The organism is Amedibacillus sp. YH-ame6 (assembly GCF_053848845.1).
Genome location: NZ_JBSPEZ010000034.1, coordinates 1 through 26597, shown reverse-complemented (window position 1 = coordinate 26597; position 26597 = coordinate 1). Strand labels below are relative to the sequence as shown.

Below are 26597 nucleotides of genomic sequence, written 5' to 3'. Positions count from 1 at the left end.
GGTGGAGTTGGAAAACTTCATCGGATACGATGCATAATTGGCTAAAAATGATGATTTCTCTCTATAAAACAAAAAAAAGAAAAGCAGTACTCGCTATGGGTACCACTTTGTCAACAATCTGAAACAATAGACAACTATTGTTTTTTTATATCTTCATGAAACTGAATGCCTGCGCCTCCAGATTTTTTTACTTTATACATAGCTTGGTCTGCGACGCATATTAATTCTTCAGGATCATTACCATCTTCTGGATAGCAAGCAATCCCAATGCTTGTAGAACAATATACCTCTCCCTTAGACAGCTTCCAAGGCATTTGAAAACGATGCAAAATAGAATTACAGAGATTTTTGATATGTTCATGCGTGAAGTTCTCACCGCCAAGTACAGCAACAAATTCATCTCCACCATTACGATAGATGTTATCCTTTAATAAAGGAATTTCAAGGAGAAACTTACCTAATAAAACAAGGAATTCATCTCCAGCATCATGTCCATAATTATCGTTAATTGACTTAAAACCATCAATATCAAAGAAAAGAACATATCCCTTTTCATCTGGTGTTGCATGTTTAATTCTACGTGCACACTCTTCGATTAACATTCTACGATTAGGTAGGTTGGTGAGCTCATCATAATTTGCCATATGGTGAATAAGTGCTTCATACTTCTTGTTGTCAGTGATATCGGCACTACTTACGACATGTGCCATACGACCATCAATCCAGTGAAATGCAGAACTAAAGACTCGAAACCATGATCCATCAAAGGCTCGTTGATAATCCCATGTATATACTTTGGTAGGATTTCCATCTTCATCGATTAAATTCTTTTGGGGACAAAATTCACATTGTCCTTTTTGACCAGGGAACAAAACTTCCCAACATTTACGATTCATAAATTCTTTCGCTCCACCATAGGGTGCGGCCATGGATTTGTTTACATATAAAATGTCATGATTGTTAAAGTCATTCACATAGATATCGATGCCAGTATTATCAAGAATATCTTCTAATGAAGTGATGGCGAAGGAAACTTTATTTTCGTACATTCGATCTTTCACAAATTGAGAAAACAAAGTGATTTCCATTTTCAAGGAAGCAAGAGATGATGCATCTAGTTCAATATCTTCTTCACCAGTAGAACATGCGATAAAACCCAAAACTTGTTTATTCATATCTAGTATTGGATAGATTAGTAAAGTTGCACATCCGAAAATTTCTGACATCTTGGAATCAGAATGCCAAAGACATAGGGCATCTTGTTGATATTCCTTTAGATAGTACTTTTGTAGTTCATGCAATGCGTAACTTTCTTTTGGTATATGAGTATCATCTTTTGTATGTTCTTTTAAATGAAATATATTAAATTGGCTTATTTCATAAATCATACCATGTTCAAAAGAGTGTTCATTACATAATAGGGTTAATAATTCAATGATTTTAGTGCTATCCCAGTCTTTTTGTAAAAGTTCTTCACAGAACCTATTCGCTAGCGATGTTTTGTTCATAGTTGTTTATGATAGTAAAAACTATCATATCCTCCTTCCTATGGATTTATAACTGCAAAAGTATATATGATATAAAGATAGACAGCTAATCTTTATAGTATTGTTTATTGATTATGCGTAATATTTAGTATGAATTGATAATAGTCATTCATATGATAGCATAATTTATAAAGAAAAGGTATAAGGAATTGTTAATATTCCCAGCAAATCAACCGAATTTCGAATAAAAAAGCCTTCAGATAATCATTATCTAAAGACTTTGTTTGTTCTATGGCGGAGAGCATGAGATTCGAACTCACGGTAGCTTTCACTACGCCACCTTTCCAAGATGGTGCCTTAAACCGCTCGGCCAACTCTCCAAGGTTACCTATATTATTTTACATACAATTTATGAAATGTCAATCAAAAGTGAATACTTCATATACACATTTATGTTCTTTATATTGTGAAATAATTAGAGGATTAGAAATTTATATAAAAAATTAAATTTTTTTTAGGATTTTATGAATATTATTTCGTATATAGATAGTAGGAGGTGATTTTGTCCTTTCTTGTCGCAACAGTTATAAAGGATAGAGAAAAAACATACGGTAGGATGAGGTGATTGTATGGAGAATAAAAAACTCATCGTATTGTTTGCGTCATGTTTCTCTATTTTGTTTTCGCTAGGATATTATTTTCTGTTCACTTTAAATACTGGTACTACACAAACATCAAAAGTTACGTTGTATATGAATCAAGTTGGTCTTTATAAGAAGGAAGAAAGTATTACTTCCATGAAGGATAGCTTGAAGAAAGCTGGACTTGATGCATTTGTTTTAAAACAAGATGCATTAACTGCAGTTGTAAGTGGTGTAACTACAGATAAAAAAGCATCTCAGAGTGTACAACAAAAATTAAAAGAACTGAAATATACCTACATAGCGAAAAGTGTTACCGTAGATGATCCCGAAATTGTAAAGTTCATTGAGGATAAGCAGTATGAACAAGCGCTAGATAGGATAGGGAAATGAAAGTAAAAGAATTAAATGAAAAAGAACGTCCAAGAGAAAAAGCATTACAATTTGGTATTCAATCTCTTAGTAATCGCGAGGTAATCGCCTTGCTTCTTAGGACTGGGAGTAAAAAGGGTTCTGCATTAGAATTGGCAGATGAAGTTTTGTCAGCATTTGAAAGTATGGGGAATTTAGGGAAAGCATCCTTACAGGATTTAATGAGTATATATGGTATCAAAGAGGTGAAAGCGATTGAATTACAGGCAGCTTTTGAAATAGGTCGTAGAATTGCGTATGATAAGGTGCAAGATCGTGTAAAGATAGAAAGTCCTGATGATTTAATTAGTTGGTTATCACAAGCGATTGGGTATGAAAAACAAGAACATTTCATTGTTGCTTTTTTGAATCAAAGAAATCAGGTGATTTCATCAAAGACTTTGTTTGTAGGAACACTAACCAATGCGAGTGTTCATCCTAGAGAAATATTCAAAGAAGCTATGCGCATAGGATGTGCGAAGATTATTTGTGCTCATAATCATCCTAGTGGAGACGCCAGTGCAAGTGAAGCGGATATAGCAATTACAAGGAGTATCAATGAATGTGGGAAGATTGTATCCATTCCATTGTTGGATCACATCATTGTAAGTGGAAATACTTTCTTAAGTTTTCGACAAAAACGACTTATTGATTGAACTATTTTCAATTAGCTTATATAATAAATAAGTAAATTAAAGATAGATAGGTGATTGGATGTCGAAATTGAATCGAATACAAAAAATAATCTTAAGTGTGATTGTTGCCTTTGTGAGTATGGGCATCATCTTAAAGGTGATAAGTGGTTCTACTACTAGTAATATAGGTTATGATGGAATTAGCATGTTAAAGTATGCGTTGGTTGATAATCCTACGAAAACAATCAAAGATTGGATGAGTGATTTTTCTAACCTTTGGGCTGTGAACGATGAAAATGATCAACTACGTTATGAACTTAGCAAGAATCCTTCCTATAAGGCATCTTATGCGAATGAAAAACAGAAGAATGAAGAACTTAGTAAAGCTTTGAAAATTGATAGTGATGATGATCGCTTTACCCATTCTTGGGCAAATGTTATTTCGCGCGATCAAACGACTTGGAACAATACGATTACGATTGATAAAGGTAGTAAGGATGGCATGGTAGAGGGATTGGCTGTAACAAGTGTAGATGGTTTGATTGGAAAAGTTGTAAGTTCTTCTAGCAATACAAGTATCGTTAAACTATTGACATCAGAAGATAAATTAAATTCAGTATCTATAAAGGTTCTTCTTGATGATGAAAAATCGAGTGCAGGAATATTGGAACGTTATGATGTTAAAAAAGGAAGATATGTATTAACATTGTTTGATGATAGTACGGAAATAAAAAAAGGAATGCAAGTAGTCACATCAGGAAATGGTGGAGTTTATCCAAGTGGACTTTTAATCGGCACGGTAGAAAGTGTACAGGCATTGATCAATCAAACGGGACAGACAATCTATGTAAAACCGATTGATAATTTCCAATCCTTCGAGTATGTATCTGTGATTGTGCCAAAGGGTGATAGTGAATGACACATGTAATCTTTGTGCTATTATGCTTCCTTGTAGATGAAATTTTAATGATTTTATTTCCAAATAGCTTTCTAATTAATGATCTTCTATTTATATCAAATATTGGATTTTGTGCAATTATGTTGACCGTACGTAAATTTGATTGGATTAATACATGTCTATTTGCATTTGGTTTTGGAATATTTTACGATATTGTATTTGCGAATACCTTTTTACAATATGCTTTTATCTTTACCATTGTCGCATGTTGTTTGCGATTATGGTCAAAACATATGACGGATACTGTTATAGAATCATTAATTCTCTGTATTGTGACAATATTCGCCAAGGATTTTCTGGTATATTTGTTTATGAACCTTCAAAGAACGACAGATATATCATTTATGGACTGGGCAGAAAAGTATGAACTTTTGTCCCTCCTTACGAATGCAATTCTCTCTATGATTATTGTATTCTTAATTCGTATTAAGAATGACTATCTGAAAATGAAGGCAATCCAAGTACGAAAAGGGGAGAAAATCGAATGGTTCAGATTAAAGTCAAAGGAGTAAAAGAGAATTATCATATCATCGCATCTTATGATGATGAAGATGCATTTTTTAATCAGTTAAACGAAAGACTCAATTCATGTCTAATGCTACATTCAGGACGTTTTGAGGCTTTTTTTCATGTTCCTACAACTATCAATATGTTGCGGCTGTTTCGAGTATGTAAGGAATGTTCTACTGTAATTTTGGGTGTGAATTCAACGTCGGGTGTGCAAAAACAAACTCGAATTATTGAACATGATTTGCGAGGAGGAGAAACATATCAATTTTATGAACCTTTGATACTGTTGGGGAATGTGCATAAGCTCGCATATGTTGTAAGCAGTGAATCGATATTTGTACTAGGAAGAGTTATGGGAAATGTGGATTTATTACATACGGATTGTACCTTGTGTGCTTCTTATATAAATGCTAGTGTGAGAATTGGTGATAGTATCTATCAAAATATGACATGTTTTTCATCTTCAAAAGTATATTATCAGGAAAGGAAACTAGAGATAAAAAAATATAAGGAGGAATTACAGTGGGAGAAGCTATAGCAATCACTTCTGGTAAAGGAGGAGTAGGGAAAAGTAGCGTTTGTGTGAATATGGGTGTTGTTTTATCACAACTAGGAAATCGCGTGTGCTTGATTGATGTGGATTTAGGGTTGAAGAATTTGGATGTTATGATGGGATTAGAAAATCGTGTGATTTACGATTTGATGGATGTGATGGAAGGCAGGTGCATGTTATCGCAGGCGATGATTAAAGATAAGGCACAAGAACATTTGTACTTGTTGCCAGCTTGTAAAACTGTACATATAGAACAATTTCACCATGAAGATTTAAAGGTTGTTGTGGAACAATTAATTGAACAATTTGATTATGTTTTGTTAGATACACCTGCAGGAATTGAACGTGGTTTTGTATCTAGTATTGCTTGTGTAAACCGAGTTGTTGTGGTAACCACATTGGATGTGACGGCACTTCAAGATGCTGATCGTGTAATTGGTATTTTGATGAATGAGGGAATGGAACATATTTCTTTTGTGGTGAATAGAATGAATGTGAAGATGATGGAGAAAGGGATTTCTGTTCCTTTACAAGAAGCGAAACAATGGCTTGCAATTGATTTTTTAGGATATGTGTTTGATGATGAGACAATGATCCGTGCGAATAACTTTGGAAAACCTGTGACACTACAAAGAGATACATCTTTATATTCCTGTTTTCAAGCAATAGTAAAACGAATGATAGGAGAAAGAGTAACTTTGCCAAAAATCAAAGAGCGTTCATTCCTTGCGAAGATATTTGGATAATATGCTTATATACATAAACGTCATAAAAAAGCATTGAAATATAAAGATATAGTTTCGATTACCTATATTTTATATTCTGTATATTTGATTAAAGATATTAGGGTAGAATTTAACGATGAAGTAGTGATACTTGAAATATACGTATCACTTTTTTTATGTGTTCAAATGAGAGGGAAACATCCATACTAGTTTTTTTTACTCTGACATGATAAAATAGTGGAAGTGAGGTGAGCGTATGCTAAAACGTTTCTTAAGTAAGGTGGATGCGAAAGTATCTAAAAATATGCTGTTGAAAGTCATAGGCGTACTGCTAATTTTGTTTTTGTTATTGAAGACAGAGGCATATTGGGGAAATTGGATATCTATTGTACAAGCTATCCTTCAACCATTTATTATAGGGTTTGTGATCGCGTATGTAATGCATCCTTTTGTAAAGTTCCTTGAACGCAAAGGAGTACCGAAGAATTTTTCTATCATTGTGATGTGGATTACACTCATTGTATGTTTAGTGGCACTGATTATTATTTTAATGCCTATTTTATATGAAAAAATTAACGAGTTTATGAGTAATATGATTGACGGTGTCGTATGGATTAGTAATCAAATTAAGCATATTGGTGAATTTCAGGATTTCTCTTTAATCGATAGTATTACCAATAATATCATAGCGATGTTGAAAAAGTATGATGATTGGATTCCACAAATTGTTTCTACACTACCCAATATTATGAGTATCGTATTGGATTCTGTTACAAACATTCTATTTTCAATTATCATTGCGATTTATATGTTATTTGATTTTGATCGTATTCGTCATAATGTGAAGAAGGCAATTCTAATATTCGCACCTAATGGAGATCATTATGTTCGTGAAATGGATGAAAATGTCTCTGTTTATATGAAATCATTGATTATCATAATGCTCATAAAATTTGTAGAGTATAGCGCATTTTATTTCTTGATAGGCCATCCTGACTGGGTGATTATCGGAATTTTAACTTCCCTTGGTGCAGTCATTCCTTATTTAGGAGGAACGATTGCAAATAGCATTGGTGTAATCACTGCCTTGACGTTATCGCCTGGTAGAATAATTGCATTATTGGTAGGTATTTTGATTCTTTCTAATGTGGATGCGTACGTGATATCTCCGTTAGTTCATGAAAAACGGAGTGCTTTAGGTCCTTTGGTCACCTTATTTGCGGTGTTTGCTGGTGGTGTTTTAATGGGACCGATTGGTATTATGATATCAGTACCTGTTACAATTATCATTAAGACTTTTATATCCATCAAATATGAACATTCAAAGGAGAAAGCAGATTGTCAATAGACGTCTGTTTTTTTTGTGTTCTATGGGGGGACGATATGTCATATAGTAGAGTAGGAGGGAAGCTATGGAAGATATCAAGAATGTACGAAAAAGAATTAAACATCGTCGGTATGGAGGGATGGAAGAGGTAGAAAAGAAACATTCTTCTATTGTGTTTAAAGTCATGTATCGATTGATGATGCTTGTTATGGGAGTATGTGTAATGGTATTGGTTCTTTTATTGAATCAAAGGCTCAACCTTGTACAAATGCCTGCAGTGTTACAAAACTTTAAAATAGAAGATATTTCAAAATGGCTTCCATTTGAAAATTGGTTTAGTTTAAAGGATGAAGCCGTAAGCGCTACACCTTCGTATTCTCTTTTAAAAGAGAATCATTATGCGAATGGCAGTAATGTTGCATATAATGCATATGATGGTGTGATTTTACATGTACAAAGCAAAAACTCGAAAACATCACTTACTATCAAACAAGATAATGGAGTCATTACTACGTATGGGAATTTAAGTGAAGTATCTTTGAAACAAGATGAACGTATTTTAAAGGGAAGACCACTGGGTACTTATGCCCAATATGTAACCATTGATTTCTTGAAAGATAATAAAACCATTGATCTCAATGCAGCGCTTCAAAACAACCATTAAAATATCCTGGTTATGGCTTCCAGCAATTCTTGTACTACCATATTTGCATATGGGGAAACTTACCTGTTTTATCTTTTTTATATTAAGTATTCATGAACTTTCGCACATTCTTGTGGCAAAGTTCTTTTGTTTGAAAATTGAAAAAATCATTGTTTATCCGTTTGGATTAAGTGCATATATACCCCAACTTGGTTATGGATCAGTATTTCAAGAAATATGTATTATATCTGCTGGTCCTCTTTCACAAGTGATTTTTCCTTCTGTGTTTATACTAATGGTGAAAGGCGGTATGATTTCTCAATCGTTTTATGAATACTTATTGATGATCAATGCGAATATTATGATTTTTAATTTATTGCCAATTTATCCATTGGATGGGGGAAGACTTTTACAAACTTTCTTTCATTGTTTCACACGATATAAAACTGCTCAACGATGTACATGTATAGTTTCATTTCTTATCTTATCATTTGTAATGAGTGTACAATGGATGCATGGATATAGTGCTATTCTCGTACAACTGTTTTTAGCTATACAACTGATTATCTGCTATCGGGATATCCATTATGATTGTATGAAGTTTTATCATTATCGTTATCTACACTCAATCAAGTATCCTCCTATTTTAAACACAAAGAAAGATCTGTATCGCGCTCGTTATAATCTTATGAAGAGTAAGCGAGGATGGAGGGAAGAAGAATCTTGGTTGGCTTCCTTCTTTCAACATCAAAAAAGATAGTTTCCTCTATTGTTTTATGATATAATTTAGAACAGGAGGCAGGATATCTATGAAGAAAATGAAAGTCTTTCTAGCATCGCTCATGAGCCTTTTTATCTTAACTGGGTGTGAAGAAAAAAAGCCAAGCATATGTACTACGGTATATCCTGTACAATATCTTGCGCAGCGAATTGGGGATAAATATGTTGACGTAAGTAATATTTCAAAAAATGATGTAATACAACGTACACAAATAAAAAACAATTATCAAACAACTTTAAAGAAAGCAGATGCACTGTTCTATATCAATGGATTAGAACCATATATGGAGCTTTATATGGACAAGATACGGGCTATGGATGTAGAGATGATAAATCTAGCTACGAAAAGTGCGATTTATAAATTTGAACGTTATACGACAGTTACAGTAGACGGTAAAACTACAGGTATTGCGAGTGCTTATTATGCAGGAGAAGAATTTTCAAGTATAGATAAGTACAATGCAGACCCATTGTTGTGGATGGATCCTGTGGCTATGACAAGCATGGCTAGTGATATACGTGACTATTTAATTGATAAGTACCCGCAGTACGAAAAAATATTTAATACCAATTTTGATGAGCTAGAACTTGATTTGGCTCGACTGGACGCGGATTTTCAAACGATACCAAATGAGAAGATGGATATTAGTTTTGTGTCAATGACACCAAGTTTTGGTATTTGGCAAAGATCTTATGGCGTAAAGGTATATCCAGTTTCTTTATCAAAATATGGTGCACTTCCAACAAGTGATCAATTAACGGCAATTAAAAAACGTATTATACGAGATAAAGTACGTTATATTGCAGTGGAACAAAATTTGCCACAAGATATGAAAGACTTACAGAATACACTCGTCGAAGAGTTGGGGTTGATTCCTGTAACACTACATAATCTTTCTAGTTATTCCAAAGAAGATTTGGATGCGGGCAAGGATTATTTAACAATTATGTATGAAAATTTAAAGGCATTACAAAGCATTGCGAGCTAAAGGTCTACAAGACCTTTTTCTTTTGATAGAGGAGTGTTTGTAAATGTTGTGCAAATGTTATTTTAAGAAATGAAATGTGTGGTAAAATAATAAGAGTATGGAGGATAAGATATGAAAAAATTATTGTTAATAGATGGAAATTCGATGTTGTTTCGTGCATATTATGCGACCTTATATGGAAGAATGATGAAAACTAGTAATGGGATACCAACCAATGCGGTATATGGGTTTATCACAATGATTACAAAAGCTTTGGACATCATTCAGCCAGATCAAGTATTGGTGGCGTGGGATGCAGGAAAAGCTACGTTTCGCCATGATGCATATGAGGAATATAAAGGGACAAGAAAACAATTGGACCAAGAATTGATTGTACAGTTTCCAATTGTTCGTGAATATTTGGATGCGTATGGATTAAAACGATACGAATGCGAAGGAATTGAAGCAGATGATATCATTGGGTCAATGGCTTCTCAACATCCAGAGTTAGATATACATATTTTATCCAGTGATCGTGACTTGTTACAATTGATTGATCCTACAACGGATGTGTATTTAATGAAAAAAGGGATCAGTGAAATGGAAGTTGTGAATGAACAATCCTTAATGGAATCCATGGGGATTACGCCTTCTCAAGTGATTGATTTAAAAGCTTTAATGGGAGATAGTGCGGATAATATACCTGGTGTAAAGGGTGTTGGAGAGAAAACAGCATTAAAACTATTGAGTGATTATCAAACAGTAGATAATGTATATGAGCATTTAGATGAAATCAAAGGGAAACTAAAGGAAAAATTGGAAGATGGAAAAGAATCTGCCTTTATGTCTAAGTTTTTGGCTACCATTAAAACAGATGCGAAGATACCTTTAGTCGTAGAAGAATTAACGTTACAAGAACCAAGTGAGACATTGCATGATTTCTTTGTGAAATATGAAATGAATACCTTTGCGAAGAATAGTGTGAAAAGTGAAGAAATAAAACGCGTTGGCACAAAGAAGATTGTGACAAGTATTTCGGATATATTATTAGTAGATGATACTGTAGTGTATATCAATGTGGATAATGAAAGCACAAGTGATGCGACATTATATGGGTTTGCGCTTGCACATGAAGAAGTATGCGAATATATAGCATTGGAAGATGCACGTAAAGATGAGAAGTTACTAGACTACCTACAAACTGAAAAACGAAAAATCGTTTATGATGCGAAGAGTTATTATCATGTGTTAAATCATTATGATATTGCTTTCCATGATGTTGCGCGTGATTTGATGTTAGAAGCTTTCTTGTTGGATGGTACACTTTCAGATTATGATAAAGTTGGCGAGAAATATAATTTTGATAGAAGTCTATCCAAAGAAGAAGTGTTTGGTAAAAAGGGAAAACCAAAACTTGTCGATTTTGAGGAATGTGCGCAATTTGCGATGATACAGGCAGAAAATCTTGCGTTGATTCAAAAGACGTTATTTCAAGAACTTCAAGAAAAAGAAATGAAGGGTCTTTATGAAACTATAGAGCTTCCGGTTACGAAGGTATTATATGCTATGGAAAAAGAAGGTGTTATCACAAACGTGGAGACCCTGGATGCCATTGCGAAAAGTACAGCGGAAAAGATTGATGCATTAAGTGCACAGATTTATGAGATGGCAGGAATGGAATTCAATATCAATTCACCAAAACAATTGGCTACCATTTTGTACGATGAATTGGGTTTAAAAGCCGGGAAGAAGAGAAGTACGGCAGCGGATGTATTGGAGAAATTGGTACATGTACATCCAATCATTCCACTACTATTAGAACAACGCAAATATCAAAAAATTTATAGTACATATGCAATTGGATTAAGTAAACATATACAAAGCGATGGAAAGATTCATACCATCTTTAATCAAATTCAAACACAAACGGGAAGATTATCTTCTTCAGAACCCAATCTACAAAACATATCTGTTCGAGATGAAGAGGGGAAAGAAATACGTAAAGCGTTTGTCGCAAGTCCTGGACATACCTTAATGTCTGCGGATTATTCTCAAATTGAATTACGTATGTTAGCACATATGGCAAATGAAGAATCTATGATTGATGCGTTTAATCACAACATTGATATTCATACGAAGACAGCGATGGAAATATTCGATGTTGCACAAGAAGACGTTGATTCTTCTATGCGACGGAGTGCAAAAACAGTTAACTTTGGAATCGTATATGGACAAAGTGATTTTGGGTTGAGTGAACAATTAGGAATTACTAGAAAAGAAGCACATCATTTCATAGAGAAATATTTTGAATCTTATCCTAGTATTAAAACATTCATGGATGAAACGATTCATTTCTGTGAAGAACATGGCTATGTAAAAACATTGTTTAATAGAAGACGCTATATTAAAGAAATAAGCGATAGTAATTATATGATGAGAGAGTTTGGGAAAAGAGCTGCGATGAATGCGCCGATTCAAGGAAGTGCTGCAGATTTAATCAAACTTGCTATGATTCAAATTTATGAAACTATGAAGAAACAACAAGTGAAGTCTAGAATGATTTTACAAATTCATGATGAATTAATTTTCGATGTTTGTGAAAATGAAATTGAAATCATGAAAGAAATCGTAGAAAGTGGTATGCAAAATGCCATGGAATTGCGTGTTCCATTGATTGCGGAAGCAAATTTTGGAAAGACGTGGTTTGATGCGAAGTAGGTGAAAGGATGCCAGAATTACCAGAGGTAGAAACGGTTGTTCGTACACTCGAACATCAACTGCAACATCCTACAATCAAAGATTGTGAAGTGTTGTGGGATAATATCATTGCATATCCAGATGTAGATGCTTTTAAAGCTTCTATAAAAGGGAAATCGATTATCAATTATCGAAGACATGGGAAGTATTTGTTGTTTGATTTAGGCGATATGGAGTGGGTTTGTCATTTGCGCATGGAAGGAAAATTCTATGTACAGCATAAACAAGACCCTTATGATTCACATACACATGTCATTTTCACATTAGATGATGGGCGTGAGTTACGATATCACGATACTAGAAAATTTGGAAAAATGTATTTGTATGAAAAGTTAGATAATTATATGATGTATCCATGTTTTCAACATATTGGTATGGATGCTTTTGATGAACGAATTACGGCAGATTACTTATATCGGTTGTTGCATAAGAAACAAACTGTTTTAAAGGCAGTGTTATTGAATCAAGGTGTAATAGCTGGGATTGGGAATATATATGCAGATGAAATTTGTTTTGCGATGAAACTACATCCAGAAACAAAGATATCAAAACTTAGAAAAAAAGATTTTGAACAATTGATTTATGAAACAAGAAGAATTTTAGGTGGTGCCATTAGAGCAGGAGGAACAACCATTCGTTCATATACATCTTCACTTGGGGTGGATGGACGTTTCCAATTGGAACTAAAGGTACATGCGTTGAAGGGAGAGGCATGTCCGCTTTGCCAGACACTGATTCAAAAAATAACAGTGGCTACTAGAGGAACCTATTTTTGTAAGACATGCCAAAAGAAACGATGAAGAAAATTGCGATAACAGGAGTGATGGGGGCAGGGAAATCAAGCGTTATTGAAATATTAAAAGAGTATCAATATATTGTTTTGGATTGTGATCGTATGAACGATGAATTGCTTTTAAAGGGTCATAAAGGATATGTTGCACTCGTTGAGGTGTTTAAAGATTCCATACTAGATGAGCATCAATGTATCGACCGTCAGAAAATGAGCAATCAAATATTTACAAATCAAGAGCATAAAAAAATTGCAGAAGGTATTTTACATCCGTTCATCAAAGAAGAAATTCAAAGACAATGTAAGGAACATGAACAAGAGGACATTGTGTTTGTAGAAGTTCCTTTGCTCTATGAAATTGGTTGGGAAAGCAATTTTGATGCTACTTGGGTAGTAGCTAGTGAAGAAGAATACTTGCTAGAACGCCTAATGAAATATAGAGGAGTCACAAGAGAAGAGGCAGTTAGAAGACTACAACATCAAATGTCTCAAAAAGAAAAAGTAGAAAAAGCAGATGTTGTTATATGGAATAATTCAAATAAAGAAGATTTAAAACAACAGATTTATGATATACTTGTAAGTATTGTAGGAGTGAATAAGTATGGTAAGAAAAGAGGAATCTTGTAAAATCGAGGTACAAGGAGAATGGACAATGGAGCGCTATGCTTCTTTTCAAATGTTGTATTTTCCTTTGATTAAAGAAGATGCAGCAAATCTTTATCATACCTTACTTGCGATAGGTTCTCGTCCTTCCAAAATTAAAAATCATATCCTAATTCAAAAGATTTGTGGAACCAGTATGGAAGTGATGGAAAAAAGTAGACACATTTTAGAACAGTATCTACTTATTAAAACCTTTTATGATGGAAAGAAAAATACATATCTATATCAAGTGTTTATGCCAAAATGTGGAAATGATTTCCTTCGTCACGAAGTCTTTGGAAGACTATATATGAAAGAAATGGGGAAACAAGTGTATGAGTTTAATAAATTAAGCTTTGCACACGCCATCGAAGATAAAAGTGAATATCAAGATATTACCATTCCTTTTGTGAATGCCTTGAAAGATACGTGGAAAGATAATGAAGAAGAACAGTTTCATTCTATGAAACCAAAACAAGATATCTTACATCATAACGATATTCCATTAAGTTTCAATTTTGATAAGTTTTTAAGTGGATTCTCACAAACAATTTTTCCAGCAACTGCAAGAAATGAACGAAATCTTAGAACCATTGGTGAACTTGCGACCATACATGGTATCGATGAAATGGAAATGCGTAAGTTGGTAAGTAAAAGTATGAACTTAAAAACAAACAAATTAAACATCGATGTCTTAAAGAAGAAAGCAAGAGATGCAAAAACCATCTATAAAGATCAGGAGAATGGGAATCCTTATAGTGTTCCCCCTGTACGATTTCTACAATCCAAACAACATGGTGTGGAAGTTAGCAAATCTGATAAATATTTAATTGAGACATTGATAAGTGATTTCAAGATGAAACCAGAAGTTGTTAATGTGTTGGTAGAGTATGTGCTCAATGTAAAACATATGCAGTTTCCAAAAGCATATGTAGAGAAGATAGCAAGTACTTGGGTTCGCCTAGAAATAGATACCTATGAAAAAGCACTTGCACATATTGAATCTGAGAAAAAAGAACCAGTATATGCAAACTCATCAAAACCAAAAGAATTGCCAAGTTGGTACCAAGATCAAAGTAGCATCGATACAGGTATGGAAGACTTTGATGAGAAAGAATTGGAAGAAAAAATCAAACGATTACGAGGTGAGTAAATGGAAAAGGTAACATTTGCCTATGAACTTGATGAAGTAGCAAAAAACAACAAAGAAAAAAAAGTTCAACAACTGATGGAAAACCCTTATGTACAAGCATGGATAAAAAAATATCACAAAGATAGAGATTTTGTCTATCAACATAGCGGGAAGTTTTCAGACTATTGTGATGTGATGGAAAAATGCGAAAATTGCAAAGGGCTTGATTTTTGTCGTCAACCATTAAAAGGACAAAGATTATTACTTCATTTAGATGGCTTTTTAATGAATACGCTTTGTACATGTAAGTATGCGATGAAGGAAGAAACAAGAACATTACATCGTCAGTATTTTTGTGAAAAAGATATTGCAGACATGTATTTTGATATTGATATCGCCCATATTGATTTGTCAAAAGAATCGAAAGAATATCGTGGGATGTACAATAAAGTAATCGATTTGTTTGAAAAAGACCATACAAAAGGGATATACTTTTCAGGAAAACCAGGAGCTGGAAAAACATATTTGGCAGCTGGTGTTGCGAATAAATTTGCGAAAGATAAAAAACGTGTTGCCTTTGTGAATGTTCCTAAATTGATTGCGGACTTGAAGATGATGTTTCATGATCATGAGGGGATGGAGTCAAAGCTAAATCGTATTAAAAAAGCCGATGTTTTAATCTTGGATGATATCGGTGGAGAAAGTGTGACTGCATGGAGTAGAGATGACATTTTATTGCCATTGTTAGATGCTCGCATGGAACAAAAGAAAATGACGATATTTACAAGTAATTATTCTATGGAAGAGCTAAAACAAAGACTTGCGATGACCAATAACAAAGCAAGTGAACCAGTGGCTGCAGAACGCTTGTATGAGCGCATGAAAACGCTATCTGATGAAATTTTTGTAAAAGGTGAAAGTAGAAGAAAATAAAACTAGTAAAAATTGTAAGAAAATGTTATCATAATAACCGTGAATGGAGGAATTTCTATGGTAAAACGTATTGGTGTTCTTACATCTGGTGGAGATGCACCTGGAATGAATGCTGCAATTCGTGCCGTCACAAGAGTCGCACTGAATAGTGGGATTGAAGTTTTTGGAATTTATGATGGTTACAAAGGCATGGTAGAAGGGTATATTGAACCTTTAACAAAGGCCAGTGTTGGAGAAATCATCGATCGTGGAGGAACGATTTTAGGATCTGCTCGTCTACCTGAATTTAAAGATGAAGAAGTGCGTAAGAAAGCAGTTCAACAATTAAATAAGCGTGGAATAGAAGCTATTGTAGTAATCGGAGGAGATGGTTCTTATCGAGGTGCTCTTGCGTTAACGCAAATGGGTATCAACTGTATCGGGATTCCTGGTACAATCGATAACGATATCACTTGTACGGACTTTACAATAGGTTTTGATACTGCACTTACAACCATTGTAGAAGCAGTCGATAAACTGAGAGATACATCAAGCTCACATCATCGTTGTTCCATCGTAGAGGTTATGGGAAATCGTTGTGGTGACTTGGCTATTTGGTCAGGGATTGCTTGTGGTGCTGAAATTGTGATCACCTCTTCTACAGGTTTTGAAGAAGGCGAAGTATTGGAAAGACTTCGTGATTTTGATTTAATCAAAAAGAAACGTCATGCCATCGTAGTCATCTCTGAGAAGATTACGGATGTTCATCAATTTGCGAAAAAAGTAAGTTTAAATACAGGGTTCTCTGGTAGAGCGACCGTATTAGGGCATGTTCAAAGAGGTGGTTCACCAACTCCGACGGACCGTGTACTTGCGTCAAGAATGGGTGAAAAGGCAGTTGACTTGCTGATGCAGGGTATTGGAGGACAATGTGTCAGTATAAAAGATAACCAGATTGTATCTGTGCCTATCGAAGAAGCACTAAATACACCGAGAGAATCTCGTAAGAAATTCCAGAATTTATTTGATCGTCTGGTATAAAATTTCTTTAACTGGGTATGTATTAGGTAATTAGGAAAGGAAACTTATATGTTAGAAACAAAAAAGACAAAAATTCTTTGTACAATCGGACCAGCGTCTGAAAGTAAAGAAATGATGACAAAGCTAGTTGAGAATGGAATGAACATTATTCGTTTAAACTTCTCACATGGTGATTTTGAGGAACATGGAAATCGTATCAAAAACATCCGTGAGGTTGTTAAAGAAACTGGAAAAAGCATTGCTATCCTTTTAGATACAAAAGGTCCTGAAGTTCGTTTAGGAGAATTTGCGAATGGTAAAGAATCTTATGAAAAAGGAGACATTGTTTCTCTAGTTCGTGAAAACATGTTAAGCACACATGAAAAAATTCATGTACAGTGTCCTGAAATTTTTGATGATGTACAGGTAGATGGTACTATCCTTATTGATGATGGGAAATGCCGTTTAACAGTAATCGATAAAAAAGAAGGGGAACTTGTTTGCCGTATTGAGAACCCTCATGTATTAAAGAGTAAAAAAGGATGTAACATTCCTAATGTGAAACTTACAATGCCTTTTATCTCTCCAAAAGATGATGCAGATATCCGTTTTGGATGTAAAATGGGTGTTGATTTTATTGCAGCTTCTTTCACAAGAAGAAAAGAAGATGTATTAGCAATTCGTCAAATTTTAAAAGAAGAAGGAAGAGAAGATGTTCAAATCATTCCTAAGATTGAAAACCAAGAAGGTTTCGATAACCTAGAAGAAATTTTAGAAGTTTCTGATGGTGTTATGGTTGCTCGTGGTGACTTAGGGGTTGACGTTTCTTTAGAATTAGTTCCTATCTATCAAAAGAAAATTATTAAGACAGCAAATGCATTAGGAAAACCAGTTGTAACTGCAACTCATATGTTAGAGAGTATGCAAGGAAATCCTAGACCTACACGTGCGGAAGCAAGTGACGTAGCAAATGCTATCCTTGATGGTACAGATGCAATCATGTTAAGTGGTGAATCTGCAGCTGGTGATTATCCAGTGGAAGCAGTTCAAACAATGGTGAAAATTGCAAAAGCAATGGAACCAACACTACCTTACCAAGATCGTTTAAAAGCTTCTATTAAGACTAGCCAGAGAACGAAAAACGATGCGATTGCTATTTCTGTAGCAGATACTGCAATGGCATTAGACATTGCTGCTATTGTTGCATTTACACAGAGTGGTAATACAGCTCGTCGTATCTCTAAATTCCGTCCTGAAGCTCCAATCATCGCTGTAACATTCGATGAAAAGACACAACGTTCTTTAGCAATGAACTGGGGAGTAACTACTGTATTCTCTAAAGTTGCTAATGATGAAAAGAATGAAGTTGAATTAGCTCGTTCTATCGTTAAGGAATTAGGAGTTAAAGTTGGAGAAACTATCATTATCGTTGCTGGATATCCTGTAGGATGTGGCGCAACAAACGTAATGAAAATTATCGAAGTTAAATAGAAAATTGGATGTGAGTAAGTCACATCCTTTTTTTATCAAATTATGCAAGAAAAATGCAAGAAAATTGCATGTTCACTGCAAGGGATTCTATGGTAGTATTATATTGTGAAAAGAATGTAGGAATTGCAGTTTATGGCTAAAGGGGGAATTGCATATGAAATTTTTTTCTAAATGTATGAGTGTATTTAGTGTTCTATGTCTTCTTGTTGGTTGTTCATCAACTTCTATCAAGCTGCAAAAAGAATCTTTTCTTGTAGAATTGGGTAATCCAATCAGTGTTGATGCTAAAACATATTTGGATAAAGACAGTGATAAATCACTCCTAAAAGAAACAACCATAACGTTTGAAGTGAATGGTTTGTACTCGGTGGATAAACAAAAGAAGATTCTCACAAGTACTACAGGTGAGTATTTACCTGTAGGAAAGTACCATGCAAAAGCGCGGCATGGTAAGAGTGAGAAAGAATTTGTTGTTGAAGTGAAAGATACAACTGCACCTAAGTTCATTGATTTTAAAGATGAAATTTCAATTGAAGTTGGATTAGAGGTTACATTAGAAGATTACTTTAAAGCGGAAGATTTATCTCAAGTTACAATATCAATAAATAAGGATAAATTGGATCTAACAAAAGAAGGGTCTTATGAACTCCAAGTTACAGCAACTGATCAGTATAAGAATAAAGAAACAAAGAAAGCTACTATAAAAGTAACTGGGAAAGAAGTTGTGAAAGAACCTACGGAAGAAAATACTAACAACAACACAACAAATAACGCAGGAGGAACTACACAAGGCAACAATGCTCAAGCACCATCAAATGGATCTAATTCAAACACTGGTGGGAGCAATACACAAGCACCTTCACAACAACAACAATCGACACCTAATGTATGTACACCTAATGGAACATATGCTCCATTGGGTAACTCAGGTAGATGGTTTGATTCGAAAAACGAAGCAGATACATGGGCATCAAATTATATCGATGGACAATCTAAACCATGGAGGTATTTCGGATGGCATGCGTGGACTGTGGAAGATAGTTGTGGAGAATCAAGGATCGATATTTGGACAATTGATTTTTATTAAGAGCTTTAGAGCACTTTTATCAAAATGATAAAAGTGCTTTTTATATGAAAGGAAGTGATGATATGAATTGTTATAATTGAGGAAGATTACCAGCCAAGCGAATCATTAAATAGATAGCAAAACTATGTTTTTAAAAGAAACAATCAATGATCAGTCTAGAACTGGTCTTTTTTATTGGAGGAAAATAAATGTTAAAGCAATTTAAAAATAAAATTAAAAAGTACATGCTTGTGTTTGTTGCATTTCTATCGCTGTGTACTGGCATCAGCTTGCCTACCAAAGTGAAGGCTGTGTCTCCCAATATTACTGCAGGAGCCTATACAGGCTACTCTGTTAATGTTATGAATTCTGATGGAGTACATTCAGAATGGAACGCAAATTATCAAGCAATTTTAATTGATGGAGAATATGGTTTTTGTGTACAACCAGGTTATGTATTAGCGCCTGGTAATGATTTTACCCCATCAGCTTATACTAATAGAAATATATCAATTATTGCTTATGAAGGATGGGTACGATCTAATCATACAATGGAAGATTACTTAGCTACACAATTCATGATTTGGGAATCATTAGGTGGTCGAATCACTTCCACTAGTTTCTCTTCGTATGCTTCATACAAAACAACCATTCAGAATAAAATCAATCATCATAACGATCAACCTACATTCAATACAAATGAGATTTCTTTAAATGTAGGAGAAAGTAAAATAATAACCGACACTAATGGCGTTTTCCATCAGTATACATTAACGAATGATGGAGGATTATCTATTACTAAAAATGGCAACTCCCTAACTATAACAGGGACAGTTGATTCCCCTGACAATGCAACTATCGTTTATCAAAAAGTGCCTGATGCATGTGTAGGTACAAGTATTATATATACGAAAGCGGGCTCACAAGATGCTGCAAAGTTATATGTTAGTGATCCACTTAAAATGTATATTGATGTAAAAGTAAATAAATTTGGTTCTTTAAGCATAACTAAACAAGACGACTTAGGAAACAATGTACCTAATACATCATTCAAGCTTTCTAAGAATGCTGATATGAGTAGTCCAATAGGAACTTATACAACAGGCGCAAATGGTATTGTTGTTGTGGATCAGTTACTACCAGCTACTTATTATGTACAAGAAGTTAGTGTTCCTGGTCATCTTGTTTTAGATAGTACAATACGTAGTATTGATGTAAAACCAAATGAAATATCTTATTTTACTGCCAACAACAATTGGAAGCGTGGCTATATTCAGGTTGTAAAGAAAGATAAAGATACTGGGAAAACAGTTGTAAAAGCGAACACTACATTCTCTATTTATAAAAGTGATGGAACATATGTTCAAGATATCACTACGAATAACGATGGTACAGCAAAGACAGGGCTTTTATTATATGGTGATTATTACTTGCTAGAGAAAACAGCTCCTGATGGATATATTATTTCTTCTGATAAACTACTCTATACAATTAGTGAAGATGGTAAGACATATTCTCAAGAAATTTCAAATAAACGAGTTACTGGTACAATCAACATAAAAAAAGAAGATGGAGTAACTGGTTCTGTTCCACAGGGAGAAGCAACCCTTCAAGGTGCTGTCTATGAGCTTAAGGCAAGAACACCTATCTTAGATCCTGCGGATGGAAGTGTGAAATATGCAAAGGATTCTGTAGTGGATACACTTATAACGGACAAAAATGCACAAACTTCTGTATCCAATTTATATCTTGGTGAGTATTATTTGAAAGAGAAGACTCCAAGTGAAGGGTATACACTAGATCCTACAGAATATGATGTGACATTATCATATGAAAATCAAAATGTGAGTGTCATTACGAAGAATCAAACTGTAAAAGAAAAAGTGATATCACAAGCATTTGAACTTATTAAAGTTTCTGATAATGGATCTGGAGAAGCAGATTTGCTTGCTGGAGTAGAGTTTACCGTGAAATCGAAGAAAGATATCGATGCTTATGGAAGCTGGGAGAAAGCACCGATTGCTAAAAATGCGCTGGGGAAAACAACTGCAGTACTTGTGACTGATAAAAAAGGATATGCAGTAAGTGAAGAGTTACCATATGGGGATTATGTTGTTCGTGAAACTAAAGTGCCGGCTGATCATTCTAAAGTACCAGACTTTCATATTAAGGTCGATAAAGATTCAAGAACTCCCCAAGTGTGGCGTGTATTTAATGATGTGAAATTTAGAGCAGTTGTATCCATTGTAAAAAAAGATGCGGATAGTGATAAAATCATCACTCTTTCAGGTGCTAAATTTAAGATTAAAAATCTTGATAAAGATGAGTATGTAGGACATTGGGTGTGGAATCCACTTCCTCATTATGTAGATAGTTGGACAACTGATAAAAATGGTTCTGTTATGACAGATGATGTATTGGATCCTGGAAATTATCAATTGGAAGAAGTAGAGTCTCCGAATGGTTATCTATTGGCAAAACCAATCAAGTTTAAAATCTCATCGAGTGGTGTGTTTGAAACACTGCCTGATGGAACAACACCTGTTATTACAGTTGTGGTGAGAGATAACAAACCAACAGGGAAAGTAAAGCTTAGTAAAGTAGATAAAGAAACTAGGGAAGTTTTGTCTGGGGTTCAATATCAATTAACTGCCACAGCAGATGTTCTTGACCCAGCGGATGGTTCCATTATTTATAAGGAGGGATCTACTATTTCCATGGACATCAGTGAAAATGGGTATTATTTAACGAATGAACTTGGTGAAATTGAAATAGAGGGTTTGCCATTAGGAACGTATGCTTGTAATGAAACAAAGGCTCTTGATGGATATGTAAAAGATGAAACTACGTATATCTTTGAATTAACGCAAGAAAACAATACACAAGAAGTTTATGTACACGAGCTAACATTAGAAAATCAGAAAACAAAGACTGAAATTTTAAAATATGATATAAACAACCATGCGCTTGAGAATGCTCATTTACGATTGGTTGATGAAGATGGTGAAATTGTAAAAGAATGGGTTAGTAAGAAAGGCCCTATGAAATTAGAAGGATTACTTGTTGGTAAAGAGTATACGCTTTATGAAGATGAAGCACCTGAGGGGTATGTGATTTCTAGACCGGTTACGTTTACTGTTGATAATACGACAAAGGTTCAAGAAATAAAAATGTTTGATAAACAAGTAGGGGTGAGTAAACTGGATGAAGAAAAGGAACACTTGGAAGGGGCGAAGTTACAAGTAGTCTCTGCTAAGACAAAAGATATTGTTGATGAATGGGAGAGTGATGGGAAGGAACATATGATAAGAGGTTTGATAGAAGGGAATCGTTACATTTTAAAAGAGATAGAAGCACCTCTTGGGTATGAAAAAGCAAAAGATATAGAGTTTACAGTGAACGAAGATAAAGAAATTCAGAAATTAGTAATGGTTGATGTACCTATTAGGGAAAAGATATATATCAAGAAAATAGATGGAGATACAAAAGAAAGCATTAAGATGAAAGAATTTGAGTTTACCTTGTATAAAGATGAAGGATGTACACAAAGATTGCGTAGTGTTGAGGCAGATCAAGAACATGGGGTAGTGGAGTTAGAGTTACGTTATGGTGAATATTGGGTGAAAGAAAGCAAAGCACCTAAGGGATATCAATTATCGAGTGATGTGTTACATATCAAGATCGACGAAAATGGCGTATTTTTGAATGGGAAGAAGTTAGTAAAAGAAGGGGATTTATATGAAATTTTATTTGAAAACTTTAAAGTGATTCAACCAGTTGTTAAGACGGGTGATGTACATGATGATTTACAGAGGGGAGTGTTTGTGATGGCATTGGGTGTTTCCTTTTATGGAATATTGTTTTCATTAAAAAGGTTAAGGGAAGATATTCGTTAGGATTCATAAAAATGAAAGAAAAAATACATTCTATAAATATAAGAAAATTTCAATTTTAAGGAAGAAAAATGAGAGAGGATATGATAAAATAAAAGCATAATCTTAAAGGAGGACAATAATGAAAACATTTATTGGAGTAGATTTAGGCGGTACAAATGTACGTGTCGCAAAAGTAGATGAATCTGGAAACATTTTACAGATTGTAAAGGAAGCTACAGAAATTGGTAAGGGTGTTGAACATGTGGTTCAAAAAATGATCACTATGATTGAATCCATCGATGGTTACCAAGAATGTAGTGGTATTGGAATGGGTGTTCCAGGTCCAGTGGATACAGTTGCTGGGAAGATGGTGTTGGCTACAAATCTTCCAGGCTTTGAAGGATATCCAATTGCGAAGAGAATTGAAGAACATTTCCATATTCCTGCTTATGTTGATAATGATGTAAACGTTGCAGGTATGGGTGAGGCTTGTCTTGGCGCAGGAAAAGGTGAGCATGTAGTATATTATGCGACAATCTCTACTGGTATTGGTGGAGCATTGATCGTGGATCAAAAGGTAGTTGCAGGTAAGAATGGACATGCAGGTGAAATTGCGAATATCATCATCGATCGTAACCGTGAGAAAGTGAATTATTTAAATCAAGGTGCTGTTGAAAATGAAGCAAGTGGAACTGCGATTACTCGTAAAGGAAAAGCCATGTTTGGAGAAGAAGCAATTGCACATGCCGGAGATGTATTTGATTTGGCTAGAAAAGGGAATGCCGAAGCTATAAAATTGTGTGATGATATTGCCTATGATTTAGCTGTTATGTTCTCTGTTATTGCACATGTAGCAGATCCAGCAGTCTTTGTACTTGGTGGTGGTGTTATGAAAGGGAAAGATGTTTTCTTTGATAAGATGGAAAACTATTATCGTACGATGATTCATAAAGGAATGCAGACAGTTGTATTTAAAGAAGCACAATTAGAAGAACCAGGAATTGTTGGTGCAGCAATGTTACCAAGTGCTTATATTGATTAAGATATAAGCACCATTAGAAGGAGATAGAAGTCTATGAATAAAGAAATTATTCAGAAATATGCAAAATTAGCAGTTTGTAAGGGAGTCAATGTACAAAAGGGACAAATTTTGATGATTAACACAAGTGTTGAAGCTATTGATATGACACGTGCATGTGTGGAGGAAGCTTATAAAGCAGGTGCAAAACAAGTTGTGGTTAACTACATCGATGAGTGTGTAAGACGTTCACAATATCTATATGAAGATGAGGAAACACTTACGAATATCAGACCTTTTGTGATTGATAGTAAACTTACGTATTTTAAAGAAGGTGCTTGTATTCTCCATATCATTTCAGAAAAACCTGGAATTTTTAAAGGATTGGATGCAGAGAAAATTTCAAAATATCAATTCGCAATGTCAAAGGCAGGAAAAGAAGTTCAAGAATATACAATGTTAAATAAAGCACAGTGGTGTATTGTTGCAGTTCCAAATGTAGAATGGGCAAAACAAGTGTTCCCTGATTGTGAAGATGATAATGCAGCTGTTGAATTGCTTTGGGAACAAATTCTACATGCAGTACATGTAGAGGAAGATAATGATCCTGTAAAAGAATGGGATTTATTAGGAGATCGTTTTAAATCTCGTAGTAAGATTTTGAATGATTACGATTTTAAAGCCATGCGTTTTGAAAATAGTCTTGGTACGAATTTGGAAGTAGGATTGCCTGAACATCATATTTGGTCAGGTGGTAGCGATACGAAAGTTGGTACGGATGTAGAATTCAATCCTAATATGCCAACAGAAGAAATTTTTACAATGCCTTTAAAAACAGGAGTTAATGGTGTTGTTTATGCGAGTAAGCCATTGTTGTATAGTGGTGAGTTAATTGAAGATTTCTATATTGAATTTAAAGATGGAAAAGCAGTTAATTTTGATGCGCAAGAAGGAAAAGAAGCATTGGCACAATTGATTTCTTTTGATGAAGGAAGTTGTTATCTAGGAGAAGTAGCGCTTGTTCCTTATGATTCTCCGATCTCTAAGAGTAATATCTTATTCTTGAATACCTTGTTTGATGAAAATGCTTCTTGCCATTTGGCATTAGGGGCAGCGTATCCAACATGTTTGAAAGGTGGAGAAGATATGAGTGAAGAAGAACTTGCGAAAGCTGGTGCAAATATCTCTTTGACACATGTAGATTTTATGTTCGGTACAGGTGATATGAAAATTACGGGTATCACAAAGGATGGTAAAGAAATTCCAGTGTTTGAGAATGGAAATTTCGTTTTCGATTAATACTAAGGATGTACACATGAGTTGTGCATCCTTTCTTGTATAAAGGTTGTAGGCACTAATGGAACATGATATAATCAGTTTGTAACTTAAAAGGAGGGATTGCTATGTTTTTTACAACACCTGTGATCATTGGTATTGTTGTAGTCGTTATTTTATTAGGACTTGTAGGTTGGGTAGTTTCCAAATACAATAAATTTGTTAGCACGAATAATAAAGTAGAAGAAGCTTTTTCTACAATGGATGTGTATTTGAAAAAGCGTTATGATTTGATACCGAACTTGGTAGAAACTATCAAAGGGTATACAAAGCATGAAAGCGAAACACTTGAAAAAGTAATTAGTGCACGTAATATGGCAGTAAAAGCTCAATCCATGGATGAAAAGATTTCATCCGAAAAGAATTTCCAATCTATGTTAGGGCCTTTGTATGCGATTAGTGAACAATATCCTAATCTTAAAGCGGATCAACACTTTGTGAAACTTCAAGATGAATTAAAAAACATTGAGGATGAGATTGCAAATTCACGTAAATACTATAATGCAGTTTGTGTGAAGTTTAATAATCTTGTGGAAATGTTCCCAAGCAATATCTTAGCTGGAATATTTCATTTTGGTAAAAAACCATTATATGAGATTGAAGATGCTGTGCAAAGAGAGAATGTTAAAGTACAGTTTTAGTGATTAGGAATAGCTGTGCTATTCCTTTTTTTCAAAGGGAGAAAAGTGTGAAACAAAAAGTGATGATAGTATAAAAAAAGACAAACCTAAAAAGAAGTTAGTGAAAAATTTAAAGCATTTATCAAAACTCAAGAACAAGGTGGAAGTTGAACAGAAAATATATCATACCCTGATTGTTGAAGAAATTGTAATGCAATATCTGGTGTTAAATTGAATGATTGAAATGGCTTAGGGTTCTGAAAAGATTCAATATCAGAGGGATTAAATGTTTCTCCAGTTA

General features: G+C 34.4%; 23 protein-coding genes and 1 tRNA gene. 22 read left to right on the top strand and 2 right to left on the bottom strand.

Translation table 11 applies throughout. The annotated features are described in order from the left end of the window. Window positions 1-134: 134 nt before the first annotated feature. Together ACWG0P_RS15160 and ACWG0P_RS15155 are read right to left on the bottom strand one after the other, a co-directional pair. Window positions 135-1508, bottom strand: coding sequence for a diguanylate cyclase domain-containing protein (locus ACWG0P_RS15160; RefSeq protein ID WP_455802431.1), 1374 nt, complete (start codon window positions 1506-1508; stop codon window positions 135-137). A gap of 271 nt (window positions 1509-1779) precedes the next feature. After that, window positions 1780-1867, bottom strand: a tRNA-Ser gene (locus ACWG0P_RS15155). 249 nt (window positions 1868-2116) lie between these two features. Between ACWG0P_RS15155 and ACWG0P_RS15150 the strand changes: the two genes are divergently transcribed. The 22 genes from ACWG0P_RS15150 (at window position 2117) to ACWG0P_RS15045 (ending at window position 26317) form a co-directional block, all read left to right on the top strand. Beyond that, window positions 2117-2521 (top strand): SPOR domain-containing protein, encoded by a 405-nt coding sequence (locus tag ACWG0P_RS15150; RefSeq protein WP_455802430.1) that lies wholly within the window; start codon window positions 2117-2119, stop codon window positions 2519-2521. Next, complete coding sequence (radC, locus tag ACWG0P_RS15145) at window positions 2518-3195, top strand: RadC family protein (RefSeq protein WP_455802429.1); 678 nt, start codon at window positions 2518-2520, stop codon at window positions 3193-3195. Before ACWG0P_RS15150 ends, radC begins: the two co-directional genes overlap by 4 nt. Window positions 3196-3253: 58 nt before the next feature. Next, the gene (gene mreC / locus ACWG0P_RS15140) at window positions 3254-4093 is read left to right on the top strand and encodes a rod shape-determining protein MreC (protein ID WP_455802428.1); all 840 of its coding nucleotides are present in this window, start codon (window positions 3254-3256) and stop codon (window positions 4091-4093) included. Further along, entirely contained in the window at window positions 4090-4644 is a 555-nt protein-coding gene (locus ACWG0P_RS15135) for a rod shape-determining protein MreD (protein ID WP_455802427.1), read from the top strand. Before mreC ends, ACWG0P_RS15135 begins: the two co-directional genes overlap by 4 nt. Next, entirely contained in the window at window positions 4617-5180 is a 564-nt protein-coding gene (locus ACWG0P_RS15130) for a septum site-determining protein MinC (RefSeq protein ID WP_455802426.1), read from the top strand. The genes ACWG0P_RS15135 and ACWG0P_RS15130 overlap by 28 nt, the downstream gene beginning before the upstream one ends. Beyond that, on the top strand, window positions 5165-5941 hold the full coding sequence (minD, locus tag ACWG0P_RS15125) for a septum site-determining protein MinD (RefSeq protein ID WP_455802425.1): 777 nt from the start codon (window positions 5165-5167) through the stop codon (window positions 5939-5941). Before ACWG0P_RS15130 ends, minD begins: the two co-directional genes overlap by 16 nt. A 235-nt stretch (window positions 5942-6176) precedes the next feature. Continuing rightward, window positions 6177-7268: an AI-2E family transporter gene (locus ACWG0P_RS15120; RefSeq protein ID WP_455802424.1), complete on the top strand. Its 1092-nt coding sequence runs from the start codon at window positions 6177-6179 to the stop codon at window positions 7266-7268. 64 nt (window positions 7269-7332) lie between these two features. Further along, on the top strand, window positions 7333-7911 hold the full coding sequence (locus ACWG0P_RS15115) for a M23 family peptidase (RefSeq protein WP_455802423.1): 579 nt from the start codon (window positions 7333-7335) through the stop codon (window positions 7909-7911). Beyond that, a complete protein-coding gene (locus ACWG0P_RS15110; RefSeq protein WP_455802422.1) occupies window positions 7886-8650 on the top strand; it encodes a site-2 protease family protein in 765 nt (254 codons plus the stop codon). The genes ACWG0P_RS15115 and ACWG0P_RS15110 overlap by 26 nt, the downstream gene beginning before the upstream one ends. 49 nt (window positions 8651-8699) lie before the next feature. After that, entirely contained in the window at window positions 8700-9659 is a 960-nt protein-coding gene (locus tag ACWG0P_RS15105) for a metal ABC transporter substrate-binding protein (RefSeq protein WP_455802421.1), read from the top strand. A gap of 111 nt (window positions 9660-9770) precedes the next feature. Beyond that, on the top strand, window positions 9771-12356 hold the full coding sequence (polA, locus tag ACWG0P_RS15100; protein WP_455802420.1) for a DNA polymerase I: 2586 nt from the start codon (window positions 9771-9773) through the stop codon (window positions 12354-12356). 8 nt (window positions 12357-12364) lie between these two features. Further along, window positions 12365-13195 carry a DNA-formamidopyrimidine glycosylase gene (mutM, locus tag ACWG0P_RS15095; RefSeq protein ID WP_455802419.1) on the top strand — a complete coding sequence of 277 codons (831 nt, stop codon included), beginning with the start codon at window positions 12365-12367 and terminating at the stop codon, window positions 13193-13195. Continuing rightward, window positions 13177-13812, top strand: a complete 636-nt coding sequence (gene coaE / locus ACWG0P_RS15090; RefSeq protein WP_455802418.1) for a dephospho-CoA kinase — start codon at window positions 13177-13179, stop codon at window positions 13810-13812. Before mutM ends, coaE begins: the two co-directional genes overlap by 19 nt. Continuing rightward, a complete protein-coding gene (locus tag ACWG0P_RS15085; protein WP_455802417.1) occupies window positions 13787-14980 on the top strand; it encodes a DnaD domain protein in 1194 nt (397 codons plus the stop codon). Before coaE ends, ACWG0P_RS15085 begins: the two co-directional genes overlap by 26 nt. Continuing rightward, window positions 14981-15892, top strand: a complete 912-nt coding sequence (locus tag ACWG0P_RS15080; protein WP_455802416.1) for an ATP-binding protein — start codon at window positions 14981-14983, stop codon at window positions 15890-15892. 57 nt (window positions 15893-15949) lie between these two features. After that, window positions 15950-16912 carry a 6-phosphofructokinase gene (pfkA, locus tag ACWG0P_RS15075; RefSeq protein WP_455792065.1) on the top strand — a complete coding sequence of 321 codons (963 nt, stop codon included), beginning with the start codon at window positions 15950-15952 and terminating at the stop codon, window positions 16910-16912. A 48-nt stretch (window positions 16913-16960) separates the two neighbouring features. Further along, window positions 16961-18382, top strand: coding sequence for a pyruvate kinase (pyk, locus tag ACWG0P_RS15070; protein WP_455802415.1), 1422 nt, complete (start codon window positions 16961-16963; stop codon window positions 18380-18382). A 175-nt stretch (window positions 18383-18557) separates the two neighbouring features. Further along, window positions 18558-19469 (top strand): hypothetical protein, encoded by a 912-nt coding sequence (locus ACWG0P_RS15065; RefSeq protein ID WP_455802414.1) that lies wholly within the window; start codon window positions 18558-18560, stop codon window positions 19467-19469. A gap of 188 nt (window positions 19470-19657) precedes the next feature. Then, the gene (locus tag ACWG0P_RS15060) at window positions 19658-23344 is read left to right on the top strand and encodes a SpaA isopeptide-forming pilin-related protein (protein ID WP_455802413.1); all 3687 of its coding nucleotides are present in this window, start codon (window positions 19658-19660) and stop codon (window positions 23342-23344) included. A 118-nt stretch (window positions 23345-23462) separates the two neighbouring features. Further along, a complete protein-coding gene (locus ACWG0P_RS15055) occupies window positions 23463-24365 on the top strand; it encodes an ROK family protein (RefSeq protein WP_455792074.1) in 903 nt (300 codons plus the stop codon). Between the two features lie 33 nt (window positions 24366-24398). Next, on the top strand, window positions 24399-25640 hold the full coding sequence (locus ACWG0P_RS15050) for an aminopeptidase (protein WP_455802412.1): 1242 nt from the start codon (window positions 24399-24401) through the stop codon (window positions 25638-25640). Window positions 25641-25744: 104 nt separating this feature from the next. Then, entirely contained in the window at window positions 25745-26317 is a 573-nt protein-coding gene (locus ACWG0P_RS15045; protein WP_455792078.1) for a LemA family protein, read from the top strand. Window positions 26318-26597 lie beyond the last annotated feature (280 nt).